The sequence below is a fragment of the Rhodococcus sp. NPDC059234 genome, from assembly GCF_042754225.1.
In the GTDB taxonomy this organism is placed as follows: domain Bacteria; phylum Actinomycetota; class Actinomycetes; order Mycobacteriales; family Mycobacteriaceae; genus Rhodococcus_G.
On sequence record NZ_JBHZAH010000130.1, the window covers coordinates 1 to 12921 of the forward strand.

At 70.2% G+C, this 12921-nt stretch carries 14 protein-coding genes and 1 riboswitch; of the genes, 1 reads left to right on the forward strand and 13 read right to left on the reverse strand.

Annotation, left to right across the window (positions count from 1 at the left end; all coding sequences use genetic code 11):
- Positions 1-48 precede the first annotated feature (48 nt).
- Positions 49-804 carry an acyltransferase gene (locus ACFXGJ_RS21145; protein ID WP_378624287.1) on the reverse strand — a complete coding sequence of 252 codons (756 nt, stop codon included), beginning with the start codon at positions 802-804 and terminating at the stop codon, positions 49-51.
- Positions 805-822: 18 nt separating this feature from the next.
- The gene (locus tag ACFXGJ_RS21150) at positions 823-1065 is read right to left on the reverse strand and encodes a hypothetical protein (RefSeq protein WP_378624290.1); all 243 of its coding nucleotides are present in this window, start codon (positions 1063-1065) and stop codon (positions 823-825) included.
- Positions 1066-1385: 320 nt separating this feature from the next.
- On the opposite strand from ACFXGJ_RS21150, the gene ACFXGJ_RS21155 reads away from it, so the two are divergent.
- Positions 1386-2687: a PQQ-binding-like beta-propeller repeat protein gene (locus ACFXGJ_RS21155; RefSeq protein ID WP_378624292.1), complete on the forward strand. Its 1302-nt coding sequence runs from the start codon at positions 1386-1388 to the stop codon at positions 2685-2687.
- A gap of 18 nt (positions 2688-2705) precedes the next feature.
- Here ACFXGJ_RS21155 and ACFXGJ_RS21160 read toward each other — a convergent pair whose 3' ends face one another.
- The 11 genes from ACFXGJ_RS21160 to serB form a co-directional block, all read right to left on the reverse strand.
- Entirely contained in the window at positions 2706-3869 is a 1164-nt protein-coding gene (locus tag ACFXGJ_RS21160; RefSeq protein WP_378624294.1) for a class I SAM-dependent methyltransferase, read from the reverse strand.
- A 15-nt stretch (positions 3870-3884) separates the two neighbouring features.
- Positions 3885-4868, reverse strand: a complete 984-nt coding sequence (locus ACFXGJ_RS21165) for a class I SAM-dependent methyltransferase (RefSeq protein WP_378624296.1) — start codon at positions 4866-4868, stop codon at positions 3885-3887.
- A gap of 66 nt (positions 4869-4934) precedes the next feature.
- A complete protein-coding gene (locus ACFXGJ_RS21170) occupies positions 4935-5714 on the reverse strand; it encodes an enoyl-CoA hydratase/isomerase family protein (RefSeq protein ID WP_378624298.1) in 780 nt (259 codons plus the stop codon).
- 9 nt (positions 5715-5723) lie between these two features.
- Positions 5724-6536: an NUDIX hydrolase gene (locus ACFXGJ_RS21175; RefSeq protein WP_378624300.1), complete on the reverse strand. Its 813-nt coding sequence runs from the start codon at positions 6534-6536 to the stop codon at positions 5724-5726.
- Positions 6537-6568: 32 nt separating this feature from the next.
- Positions 6569-7399: an ABC transporter ATP-binding protein gene (locus ACFXGJ_RS21180; RefSeq protein ID WP_378624303.1), complete on the reverse strand. Its 831-nt coding sequence runs from the start codon at positions 7397-7399 to the stop codon at positions 6569-6571.
- A gap of 6 nt (positions 7400-7405) precedes the next feature.
- The gene (locus tag ACFXGJ_RS21185; RefSeq protein ID WP_378624315.1) at positions 7406-8017 is read right to left on the reverse strand and encodes a YitT family protein; all 612 of its coding nucleotides are present in this window, start codon (positions 8015-8017) and stop codon (positions 7406-7408) included.
- 131 nt (positions 8018-8148) lie between these two features.
- Entirely contained in the window at positions 8149-8763 is a 615-nt protein-coding gene (locus tag ACFXGJ_RS21190) for a hypothetical protein (RefSeq protein WP_378624305.1), read from the reverse strand.
- Complete coding sequence (locus ACFXGJ_RS21195) at positions 8760-9365, reverse strand: TenA family protein (protein ID WP_378624308.1); 606 nt, start codon at positions 9363-9365, stop codon at positions 8760-8762. Before ACFXGJ_RS21195 ends, ACFXGJ_RS21190 begins: the two co-directional genes overlap by 4 nt.
- On the reverse strand, positions 9362-10714 hold the full coding sequence (locus tag ACFXGJ_RS21200; protein WP_378624318.1) for a purine-cytosine permease family protein: 1353 nt from the start codon (positions 10712-10714) through the stop codon (positions 9362-9364). Before ACFXGJ_RS21200 ends, ACFXGJ_RS21195 begins: the two co-directional genes overlap by 4 nt.
- Positions 10715-10825, reverse strand: a riboswitch (TPP riboswitch).
- Positions 10826-10848: 23 nt separating this feature from the next.
- The gene (locus tag ACFXGJ_RS21205; RefSeq protein WP_378624310.1) at positions 10849-11637 is read right to left on the reverse strand and encodes a peptidyl-tRNA hydrolase; all 789 of its coding nucleotides are present in this window, start codon (positions 11635-11637) and stop codon (positions 10849-10851) included.
- A complete protein-coding gene (serB, locus tag ACFXGJ_RS21210; protein ID WP_378624313.1) occupies positions 11634-12854 on the reverse strand; it encodes a phosphoserine phosphatase SerB in 1221 nt (406 codons plus the stop codon). Before serB ends, ACFXGJ_RS21205 begins: the two co-directional genes overlap by 4 nt.
- Positions 12855-12921 lie beyond the last annotated feature (67 nt).

Here is a 12921-nt window from a genome sequence, read left to right on the forward strand (position 1 = left end):
CTTTCGGAGTCCACGGACTCCGAAAGCGCCCCACACTGCGCGCAGCGCCTATTCGGCGGCTGTCGCGAGTCCGGCGGCCTTCTTGCGCTCGATGTCCTCGAGTGCGGCGATGTACTTGGCCCGGTCCGCGGCGCCGGCCTCCCAGGCCTCCTTGCGGTTCTTGACGACCTTGGCGGGCGCGCCGACCGTGATGCTGTAGTCGGGCACCTCACCCTTGACCACCGCGTGCGCGCCGAGCACACATCCACGGCCGATCTTGGTGTTCCGCAGCACGGTCACCTTCGCCGCGATCCAGGTGTCGGGACCGATCCGGACCGGGCCCTTGACGATGCCCTGGTCCTTGATGGGGGTGTTGACGTCGTCCATCCGGTGGTCGAAGTCGCAGATGTAGCACCAGTCCGCGACCAGCGTCGAGGCGCCGATCTCGATGTCCAGGTAGGTGTTGACGACGTTGTCCTTGCCGAAGACCACCTTGTCGCCGATGCGCAGCGAACCCTCGTGGCAGCGGATCGCGTTGCCGTCGCCGATGTGCACCCAGCGACCGATCTCGAGCCGGGACAGTCCGGGCGTCGAGTGGATCTCGACGCGCTTGCCCAGGAAGACCATTCCCCGCAGGATCACGTGCGGGTTCGCGAGTTTGAACTTCGCGAGCCGGTAGTACCGGACGAGGTACCACGGTGTGTACGCCTTGTTCGCGATCACCCAACGCAGCGAGTCACGGGTCAGGAATCGGGCCTGCTCGCTGTCGGTCCGACGGGATCCACGCCACCTCGTGCGCAACGGTGCGCCCCACATGCTGGTCATGGATCGACAGCCTACGTATCAGTGCCAGTGAAGTCCGCCGCGCCCCATCCCGCCGTGACCTCCGCGCCACCCCGTTCCGCCGAGCAGCAGCGCGGCGCAGAGTGCGCCGACGAGAACGACTCCGACCGCGAGCAGCGACGAGGTCATCGCGCCGATCAGGGTCGCGCCGCCCACGACGAGGGCTAGCACGATGTACACACCTGCGGCGGGTGACCCCAGCAGGTATCCGTCTTCACTGCCGGGCGCCGAGGGGGTACGCACCTCGCGCGTGGTGTGCCGTGTGGAGTCGCTCTGACGCCGTCCCATATCCGTATTTGAACACAATTGAGCACCGAATTTGCATAGTTCATTCAACGGACATCAATTCAGGGCCGAATGGCCACCAATTGCGCATTCGTAACGTCACGTATCGTTACCAATATTCAACCGAAATTACATTCACGGGATTACCGCGAATTGAGATATCGCGATTGCGAGCGCACCGGGACGCCCACCGGCACCCTTCCCGCGGGGCGGGTGCCGAAGGCGGTGCCGACATCCAGATAGTGTGCATCGAGCGAAATCCACACGAGGAGTGACGAATGCGGCGTGTCCTACGGTCGGCGGCAGTGTCGCTGGCGACGATCTCGGCACTGGTCGTCGGCGGCTGCAGCAGTGACTCGCAGGTCGACAGCATCTACTCGACCGGCGGCTGGCCGGGGATGCACGCCGACGCCCGCAACAGCGACACCAGCCCGGTCACCGGATCCAACTCGCTGACCTTCGCGTGGTCGCGTCCCCTCGGCGCCCCGAGCGCCACCGCGGCCTCGGTCTCGGCCGGTGGCCAGATCTTCGTGACCACCCGCAGCGAGAGCGGCTGCAACCTCTACTCCTTCGAGATCGAGAGCGGCCGCAAGCGCTGGTGTACCCGACTCGGTCCGGGCGTAGCGGCCGCCACTCCCCTCGTCGATCACGACACGAATGTGTACATCGGCGAGGACGGCGCGATGAACTCGTTCAACGAGCACGGCCAGCTGCGCTGGCGCACCGTCGTCAGCGGTACCCCGATGTCGGCGCAGTTCACGGCCGACGGCAACGTCCTGTTCGTCACCCAGTTCGGGATCGTGTCGGTGCTCAGCCCGCAGACCGGCAAGGAAATCGTGCCGTCCTACCAGCTGATTCCGGCGCCCACCGTCGACCAGGCCCAGGACGTGCCGCTGCCGCCGGCCGCGCAGGGCCTCGACCAGTGCTTCCTCGGCTCGCCCGAATGTCCCGTCGCGCACCCGCCGGCCGTCGACCTCGGGTCGGGCCGGTTCTACGTCAATGTCTGGCGACCGGGCCGTCCGCAGTCGGAGATCGTCGCGATGCGTTACGCCGACGGCGCGCTCTCCGAAGAATGGACCAGCGACGCGGTGATCGGCGGCAGCTCGTCGAGCCCGGTCCTGTCCGCCGACGGCGGCACCCTCTACGCCAACGACGCCAAGGGCACGCTCTGGGCGCTCGACACCGGAACCGGCAAGTCCCGCTGGAGCCACGACGTCGGGTACGTCGCGGCCGACGGCCCGTCGGTGACCGCGGACGGACTCCTCGTCCCCGCCGGCGGACGAGACGGACACCTGCTCGCCCTGCGCGACAAGGGTGACCACGCCGAACTCGCGTGGGAGCGCAAGGACGTACTCCAACTGGGTGTGCCCGCACAGACCGCGGGCGGGACCGGCTTCACCGTCGTACGGGACGGGACGGCGGGCCTGGCGGTGCTGGCGTTCGACACCGGCAGCGGCGAGACTGCGAGTCAGACCGTGCTGCCCGGGGCGGCGGGTTTCACCGTCGGTACGTCGATCGGCCCCGGCGGCGAGGTACTCACCCCGACCCTGCTCGGCGAGCTGTTCGTCCTCGCGCCCTGACCGTCCGCCGAGCGACGCTCAGGCCCGGACGCCGGCCTCGCACACGAACGCGACCGGCGTCCGCCCGATGCGGGTGAGGACCACGCTCAGCGAGACCGACCCGCGCAGCTTGAGCTTGGGCCGCAGGACGGCCGGGTCCACGTCGACCCCGCGCACCAGGATCTCCGCCACTCCGCAGTCCAGCCGCGCCAACTCCTGACGCAGCGCCTTCTCGGTGTACTTGAGACGTTCGAGGACCCGGAATCCACGCACACCCGCCGGCACGGCGTCGCCGGTGAGGTAGGCGATCCGCGGATCCAGTTGCCACAGGCCGTGCCGGGCCGCGTAGTGCCGCACCAGACCCGCGCGCACCACCGCCCCGTCCGGATCGACGATCCACCGGCCCGGTTCGCGCTCGGGGATGTCGTCGGGTTCGGCGTCGGTCAGCTCCCAGCCGCCGCCGTCGGAGAGCAGCACGCTCGCGCGGCGGCGGACGCCCGGTCCGGCGAGCCCGGGCGACCACAGGCAAGCCTCGCGGACGCCGCCGTCGAGCGAGACGACCTCGACCTCGCCGTCCCAGTCCAGGGCGTCGTAGTCCAGTCCGGGGGCGCACTTCACCGACAGGTCGCGGCCGCGGTAGGCGTCGAGCAGGTCGGGCAGCGGCGGCTGCAACGCGGCCGGGTCGTGTCGACGCTTGCCGCCCGAGCGCCGGGCCGGGTCGGCGAGGACGACGGTGTCGCGGGTGCACGGGACCAGTGCGTCGGCACGAAGCACCGTCGCGCCGGGCGCGTTCCGGGCCGCCATCGCCAGCCGGACCGGGTCGAGGTCGCTACCGATCACCACGTCCGCGACGCCGACCAGGGCGGACAGCTCGGCTCCGATCGAGCAGGTGACGTCGTGCACGGCGCGGCCTACGACCCGGCGAGCCCGGTGGCGGGCCACCACGGTCGGCGTGGCCTGCTGCAGCGCGTCGTCGGTGAGCAGCCAGTCGCCGGAACCGTCGAGCTTCGCGGCGGCACGGCGGCGCAGCAGCACGGTCTCGACCAGGGCTGCCGTCCGGTCGCCGAAACGCGCACGCACCCGGCCGATGTCGGCCAGGTGCGTGCGCGCGGACAGTTCGAGCTGATCGACCTCCGAGAGGGCCGCGGAACCGTCGGATGACCTCAGGTACCGGACGTCCTCCGTGGTGAAGTCATAGCCCACAGAGAATCGTCGCTCCTACTGCTTCTCTTCCGGCTTCACGCCGGTGATCATCACGTTGTAGAAGAAGTTGCGCGGGACGACGTGCTTGAGCACCTTCTCGTCGACCCAGCTCAGCGTCTTGAATCCACCGAACGCGAACTTGGCCCAGCCCCAGCCGAGCTTCTCCGGCGGAACCGCGGCCTCGAAGGTCCGGACCGGCCAGCCGAGCAGCGCCGCGGCGAACTCCTCGGTGATGGCACGCACCTCTGCGCCACCGGCCGACTTGGCCATGTTCTCCAGGTCGGTCGGGTCGAAGGTGTGCAGGTCCACGACGGCCTCGAGCGCCGCGGCGCGGGAGGACTCGTCGAGCTCGGCCTGCGGACGACGCCAGTCCGCCAGGAACGGCAGCTTGGTGACCGTCGTGGTGGCCTCCCACGTGATGCGGCCGAGCCAACGGGCGTAGAAGTTGCCGACCGTGGAGGGCTCGCCCGCGAACACGAACCGGCCGCCCGGCTTGAGCACCCGCAACACCTCACGCAGCGACTGCTCGACGTCCGGGATGTGGTGCAGCACCGCGTGCCCGACGACGAGGTCGAAGGTGTTGTCCTCGTACGGGATGGTCTCGGCGTCGGCGACGCGACCGTCGACCGGCAGGCCGAGATGCTCGGCGTTGCGCAGCGCGACCTTGACCATGCCGGGCGAGAGGTCGGTGACCGAGCCGGTCCTGGCGACCCCGCCCTGCATCAGGTTCAGCAGGAAGAAACCGGTGCCACAACCGAGTTCGAGAGCCCGCTCGTACGGCAAGGGCAGGTCCCCGGCGACCGCGTCGAAACGGCCGCGCGCGTAGTCGATGCAGCGCTCGTCGTACGAGATGGACCACTTCTCGTCGTACGTCTCGGCCTCCCAGTCGTGGTAGAGGACCTGGGCGAGCTTGGTGTCCTTGAGCGCGGCCTCGACCTCTTCGGCCGTGGCGTGCGGGTTCGGCGCGGGATCGATCCCGTCCTTCGGGCTTGCAGTCATGGGTGAGAGCCTACTAGGTGGTAAGGAGTGTGAACAGGTTCTAGTTTTGCGGCAGGTGGCGCGCGGCTACGCGCCTGTGAACTGCGCCTTACCGGGACCGTTCGCGATGAAGGACTCCATGCCGATCGTCCGGTCCGCGGTCGCGAACAGCTGCGCGAACTGCTGGGCCTCGATCTTCAGGCCGGTACCCAGATCGGTGTCGAGCCCCTGATCGATGGCGGCCTTCGCGGCGGCCAGCGCGCGGCTCGCGGCACCGGTGAACTGGGAGGCCCACTTCCGGGCCGCGTTGTACACCTCGTCCGGGGCGACCATCTCGTCGATCAGGCCGATCGCCAGGGCCTCCTCGGCGCCGACGAACCGTCCCGTGAACACCAGGTCCTTGGCCTTGCTCGGGCCGATCAGCCGGGCCAGGCGCTGGGTTCCGCCGCCGCCGGGGATCACGCCCAGCAGCACCTCGGGGACACCGACCTTCGCGTTGTCGCCCGCGATCCGACGGTCCGCGCCGAGCGCGATCTCGAGGCCCCCGCCGAGCGCGTACCCGGTGATCGCGGCCACCGTCGGCTTGGGGATCTCCGAGATGCAGCCGAGCGCCGATTGCAGGTCGCCCGCGACGGGGCTCATGTCGGCGAACGACATCTCCGCCATCTCCTTGATGTCCGCACCCGCCGCGAACACCTTCTCCCCGCCGTACACGACGACGGCCTTGACCTCCGCGTTGACGGTCGCCTCGCGGGCCGCGGCCCGGAGCTCCTCCTGCAACTGTCGGTTCAGGGCGTTCATCGGGGGACGTGCCAACCGGATCGTGCCGATGCCGTCGGATACCTCGAGAGTCACAAACTCAGCCATGGGCGAAGGCTACCGCTCGCCCCAGGGGTGCGCCCCAGCGGCGTAGTAGGGCTCCTGACCGGGGAACCGCACCCGCCACGAGCCGTCGTCCTCCTGGTACAGCGTCGGGAGGATCACCGGGATCTCCGGCTGTGCGGCGAGAATCTCTGCAACGCTTCCGTATTCGCCGACCGACTGCAGCTGGCTCCAGGTCGGCGGGAGCAGCATCGTGCGGCCCCCGACCCAGTCCGCGACGGCCTGCTCCGGGGTCTGCCAGGTGACCTCGGCGGCCTCCGACGTCTCACCGTCCGCGACCTGACCCGCGGGGGCCGCGGCCACGAAGAAACGGGTGTCGTAGCGCCTGCCCTCACCGATCGGGGTGACCCAATTCGCCCACGGCCGAAGCAGATCCGCACGCAGCACCAGGTTCTCGCGGGCGAGGAACTCGCTGAACGAGAGCTCGCGAGCCTCCAATTGCTTGCGCGCCTGCGCGTATCCGGAGGTGTCCGCGACGACGGTGTCCGCGGTCGGTCCGGCAAGCAGGACCCCGCACTCCTCGAAGGTCTCCCGCACCGCCGCGCAGACCAGAGCCTTCGCACGGCCCTCGTCGACGCCGAACCGCTCAGCCCACCAGGAGACCGGCGGCCCACTCCAGGCGACGTCGGCCTCGGCGTCCTGCGGATCCACGCCGCCGCCGGGGAACACGGTCATGCCACCGGCGAAGGCCATTCCGCCGACGCGGCGGAGCAGGAACACCTCGGGCCCGGACGCGGAGTCGCGCACCAGGATGACGGTGGAGGCGTCCTTCGGGGGAACTTCGGGATGTGCTTCGAATGTGGACATGTGTCGGACGTTACAACTATCCCGAACCGCGGTCAGCGGCGGTGCTGGCCGGGCAGTCGCGCCCGCCTGGCGAAGAACCGTCCGTCCACCCGATCCAGTGCGATGGACTGGCTGAACGCCTCCGTCAGATTCTCCGCGGTGATCACGTCGTCGATCAGGCCCTGCGCGACCACCTGGCCTTCCTTGAGCAGCAGCGCGTGGGTGAAGCCCGGCGGGATCTCCTCGACGTGGTGGGTGATCAGCACGGTGGCGGGCGCATCCGGATCGGCCGCGAGGTCCGACAGCCGCGCGACGAGCTCCTCGCGACCACCGAGGTCCAGGCCGGCCGCAGGCTCGTCGAGCAGCAGGAGTTCGGGGTCGGTCATCAGGGCCCGCGCGATGAGCACCCGCTTGCGCTCGCCCTCGGAGAGGGTGCCGTAGGTGCGATCCGCCAGGTGCTCCGCGCCGAGGCTCTCGAGCATCTCCACGGCGCGCGTGGTGTCCATCTCCTCGTACTGCTCCCGCCAGCGTCCGAGCACTGCGTAGCCGGCCGAGACGACGAGATCGCTGACCACCTCGTCGGCGGGCACCCGGTGCGCGAGCGAGGACGAGGACAACCCGATCCGGGGCCGCAGTTCGCTGACGTCGACGCGGCCCAGCGTCTCGCCGAGCAGGTTCGCGTGACCGGAGGTCGGGTGCACCTCGGCGGCCGCGATCCGCAGCAGCGAGGTCTTGCCCGCGCCGTTGGGCCCGAGCACAACCCACCTCTCGTCGAGCTCCACCTTCCAGGTCACGGGACCGACCAGGGTGACACCGCCGCGGCGGATGAGCACGTCGTCGAAATCGATGAGCAGATCGGGATCTAGTTCGGGCACGACGCCCATCTTGACCTACGTGCTCGCGGCGCACGCGGCAGGACCGGCTTGCGTGTCGTCCGCCCCGGTCGGCGTGCAGGTCACCGGGCCGGCTCCGGGCTGTCCGCGACGGGGCCCCGGCATCACGCGCATCATCAGTTGGATCAGCGGCCCAATGCCGAGCGCGTACACCACGGTGCCGACCCCGACGGTGCCGCCGAGCATCCAGCCGGTGGCGAGCACCGCCACCTCGATCCCGGTGCGGACCAACCGGACCGACAGCCCACTGCGGCCGACCAGGCCGGTCATCAGGCCGTCCCGCGGCCCCGGACCGAGCCCGGCGCCGATGTAGAGCGCCGTCGCGAGGGCGTTGAGCACGACCGCGAACAGCATGACCGGAATCCGCGCAGCCAACGCGTCCGGCTCCGGCAACAGGGCCAGCGAGGTGTCCACGGCCAGCGCGATCACCACGACGTTCGCGACCGTCCCGACACCCGGACGCTGACGGATCGGAATCCAGAGCACCAGGACCGCCGCACCGGTCAACGCGGTGACGCTGCCGAAGCTCAGCGACGCGCGCTGCGCCACACCCTGGTGAAAGACGTCCCACGGGTCGAGACCGAGCCCGGCCACGACCATGAGGGCCATCGAGAACCCGTAGAGCCACAGCCCGACGAGAAGGGCGGCGAGGCGGGGCACGAGGGTGGACACGGTGGCCAGTCTCCGTGACGACTGGACCTGCAGAGAAGAGCCACTTCGCTCCCGCTGGACTGCACCGACTAGCCCGCGCACCCGTCCCAGAACTGCACCTCGAACTCGGCAACCCGGCCGAACGCCGCCCGCTGCGCCGGTGTGGGCTCCCCCGCACCCAGCAGCTCGCCGAGGTCGGCGACGTAGTTCGCGAACGGCGGCGCGCTCCAGTTGTCGATGAAGGAGCGGTACCGCGAGTCGGCGGCCGCGGCGCGCTCGCGGACGGTCGTCCACGCGTCGAGGTACGCCTTCTCCACCCCGTAGAGCACCGCCGAGGCGATCTCGTAGCCGTCGTGCAGGCTCGCGAGCATGAACGAGGTGTACGACACACAGCCGAGGCTGGGCCGATACCCGTCCCGGTCGAGCCCCCGTGCGTCGAGTTCGGCGCGAAACAGGCCGAGTTCCGGTGTGAGAGCGGCGATCCCGCCCGCGAGTACGTCACGGGACCGCTCGTCGGGCGCGAGGGTCAGCACGCCGGCGAGGAATCGGCGGAACTCGACCACGAACGCGTGGTCCTCGAGCAGCCAGCGGTCGAACGACTCCGCCGCGAGCGTCCCGTCGGCGGTGGCCAGGACGAAGGGGTGCTCGGCGAGCTGCCGCCAGCGGTCGGCCTCGCCGTCGACCAGCGCGCGTGCCCGGCTCATCGCGCGTCCCAGAACGCGAGCTCGTGACGCATCGCCGATATGAAGGCCGCCTCGGCGACCGCCGGATCGGGGTCGGCCTCGTCGAGCATCGCCGCACACCGGTCGGCGAGCGCCGCGAAACCCGGATCCGCGTAGGTGTCGACCCAGCGGCGGTAGCGGGGGTCGGCGGGCGGGTTCTCCGCCAGCGCGATACCGAGCTGCGAGTACCCCCACATGCACGGCAGCAACGCAGCCAGCCCGCGACCGTAGTCGGACGCCGCGTCGAGCAGGAAGCCCGTGTAGGCCTCGCACTGGGTACTCTTGACCGCGGAGTCGAACTGCGCGCCGAAGGGTTCGGACAGCTCGCGGTGCAGGCTCAGCTCCTCGTGCAGGGTCGAGTGCGCGAGATCCACCAGGTACCCGAGGTGGCCGTCGGGCGCCTGCCAGGCCAGCCGCGCGAACACCCGGGTGTAGTCGAGCAGGTACAGGTAGTCCTGCTCGAGCCAGCCGCGGAACACCGCCGGGTCGAGGTCGCCCCGCGCGATCCCGGCGACGGTGGGATGCGCGAGCTGCTGCGCGAGCAGCGGCCGGCCGAGCTCCTGCAGTCGGGTCGAGAGACTCACGCCCGCGCCCCCTTTCGGGCACCGATGAGGCCGATCAGCGCGGTGAGGACGCCGGCCACAACGAGCGAGGCCAGCGACGCCGACCAACCAGCAGACGAAATCCCCAGCGAGGACTGCAGATTCGTCCACCATTGCGTCCATCCCGCACCGAATCCGGTGAAGTAGGTCGGCGTGACGAGCTGATACACCACGAACCCGACCGCCCAGGGCAGCAGCATCCCCCACCGCGAGGGCGCCGACTCGGACACGTCCCAGACACCCCGCTTGATCAGGTAGAACGAGACCAGGAAGGTCGCGGTCAGCGGCACGAAGACGGCACCGATCAGGAACAGGAACGGCTCGTAGCTGTAGGCGTCCACGCTCAGCGCCAGCAGGGTCGCGACGGCGCCCACCCCGACGACCAGGTAGCGGCGGTCCAGCGAGGGCCGCAGGTTCTGCGCACTGATCGCGGTCGAGTAGATGTTGGCGAACGCCTCGTCCATCTCGTCGGCGACCAGGATCAGCAGCGCGACACCGGCGAGCGGGAGCACGAGCAGGCTGCCGATGATGTCGAATCCGGGCTCGAGGCCGAACGCGACGAAGGCCAGCACACCGAGCGCGAAGAACGCCACGGTCGCCCCGCCGTATCCGATCGTGGCGCCGAGGAAGGCGGCCCGCGGCGAGCGGGAGTGCCGGGCGTAGTCGGCGGCCAGCGGAACCCAGGAGATCGGCATCGCGATCACCAGGTCCACGCTGGTCCAGAATCCGGAGAAGTTGCCGTCGGTGAGCGAGGGCAGATCCTTCATCAGCACGTTCACGAGCAGGTACACCGTCGAGCCGATCGCTGCCCACACCGCATACCTGGCGAGGATGTGCACGACCTTGAGCGGTCGCAGCGCCATCAGCGTGGCGAGTACACCCGCCACGAGGACGAACGGCCAGCGCTGCCACCCGGTCAGGCGGGCAGCGGCCTCCGCCATGACGAACACCTCGAAGGTCGCCCAGCCGACGCACTGGACGAGGTTCAGGACCGTCGGCAGCGCGGACAGCTTGCTGCCGAGCAGTCCACGCATCATCACCATCGCGGGTGCGCCGACGGATGCGCCGGCGGACGCGGTCAGACCGAGCAGCGTCGAACCGATCAGGGCGCCGACGACCACCGCGAGCAGGGTCGCCAGCAACGACTGCCCCTGCAGCACTGTGTAGGTCGCCGCGACCGGCAGCAGCAGCGAGATGCCGAGATTCCCCCACAGACCGATCTGGGCCCCGAGGCCCAGAGTGCGCGTGGGGTTCTCGTCGAGAGTGAAGGACGGCTCCGAGGACTCGACGGAAACCGGACCCGGGGACGGGTCCCCGGATTGTGAACGCACAACAGACAACGCGCTGCTCCCTACGCCGGAATGACCCGGATCAGGTGTGACGGTCGGAGCAGCCGTGCTCCCTCTCAGCCCTACGACGCCAGGGCTCCCGTGCTGGACGCGCTCACCTTAGGCCGATTCCGCCGTCAATCCAAGCTGCCGGTCGACCCGGGCAGCCTCGCAGCCACGGTCGTCGAACCCGGGGCCACCTCGGTGAAGCCGGCGTCGCGCACCGCGACCGCTCGACCCGCCGCCAGCTCGCCGACGAGCGCGGACCACCGGTCCGGCTCGGCGTCGCGCACGGCGCACCGGAAGTCGTCGCGGGCCCACTGCCAGGCCTGCTCTGCGGTCATCGCGCCCGCGAGAATCATGGCCGCGTGTCCGACCTGCGCAGCGGCCTTGCCGACGGTCATGCCGAGCGAGCCGTCGATCCACAGGACGACGGTCCCGTCGTCGGGGTCGCCGGGCCGGTCGTGGTCCAGGTCGGTGCCGCCGATCTGCAGCTTGCGAATTCGGGCGTCGAGCGCGCCGACCGGTCCCGGCACCAGTGCACGGGCCTGCGCCCCACCCACCTCGGCGGTGACGCCGTCCACCGACTGCGCCGCCAGCCACTGGGCGCCCCGGGCCCGGCGCGCGACCTTGCGGATACGCGCGCCGGTCCAGGCTCGGTAGTCGGCGCTCCACGGGCCGGGCTCGCCGTCCGCACCGGCGCCGACCCGCTCGTCGAGGCACAACGCGACCGTCGCCGTCGCGGCGGCCGCCAGCAGCGCACTGCGGGCCGGCGGGTCGGCCTTGGGAATGTGCAACACCAGCGGCATCGCGAGCACGAGGGACGGGTCGTCGGGGTCCGGGCGGTCGCCATAACCGGCCGCCAGCACCGCGTGGCGGGCCCGGAAACCGGCATCGAGATCGGCTTCCGGAACCCCTTGTGTCACAGCGGAACCCGACGTACCAGACCGTCGACTGCGTCGGCCGCCTCCACCTCGTCCCGGGTCACCCCGAGTACGAAGAGGACCGCGTCGAGGAACGGGTGGGACAGGGCGGTGTCGGCCACCTCCCGCAGGGCGGGCTTCGCGTTGAACGCCACGCCGAGGCCCGCAGCGTTGAGCATGTCGATGTCGTTGGCGCCGTCGCCGACCGCGACGGTCTGCTCCATCGGCACCCCGACCTGGGCGGCGAACTTGCGCAGCGCCACCGCCTTCGCGGCCCGGTCGACGACCGCTCCGATCACCCGTCCGGTGAGCTTGCCGTCCACCACCTCGAGCGTGTTCGCCTCGACGAAGTCCAGCTCCAGGTCGTGCGCGAGCCCCTCGATGACCTGACGGAAGCCGCCGGAGACGACCCCGCAGTGGAAGCCGAGCCGGCGCAGGGTGCGAATGGTGGTGCGGGCGCCCGGGGTCAGCTCGAGGTCGCGGCCGACCTCGTCGATGACAGAGGCGTCGAGTCCGGCCAGCACCGCGACGCGCTGGTGCAGGGACTCGGTGAAGTCGATCTCCCCGCGCATCGCCGACTCGGTGACCGCGCGGACCTCGTCCTCCTTGCCCGCGCGGGCCGCGAGCATCTCGATGACCTCGCCCTGCACCAGCGTCGAGTCCACGTCGAACACGATGAGCCGCTTGGCGCGCCGGGCCAGGCCGGCGCGCTCGACGGCGATGTCCACGCTCTCCTCGACCGCGACCTCCGCGAGCGCGGTACGCAGCGCACCGTTGGCGTCCGCTCCGGTGTCGGCGGCGGTCACCATGAGTTCGAGCCCGGTGAGCGGGTAGTCCGCGATGCCGCGGATGGAGTCGATGTTCGCGCCCTGTTTGGCCAGTTCCCGGGCGATCTGCCGCAATGCGCGGGCGGTCACCGGGCTGCCGAGCACGACGACGGCGTGAGTGGACGGGGCGGGCTTGGCACCGGCGTCGGAACCGATCTCGACGTCGACCGACATCCCGACGGTCGCCATCGCGTCCTCGAGTGCCTCCTGCAGCGCCTCCGGGTCCGACGGGCAGGACACCAGCACGCCGAGCGTGAGGCGCCCCCGGATCACCACCTGCTCGACGTCGAGCAGGCTCACGCCGTGCCGCGCGAGCGCCGCCAGCAGAACCGAGGTGACGCCGGGACGATCCGGACCCGTCACCGTGACCAGGACCGTGGTGTCTGAACCCACCGAGAAACTCCCTCCATCCCGCGAACGCCGACGCGGGGTCTTGAAACCATTGTGCCAATCACAGTAT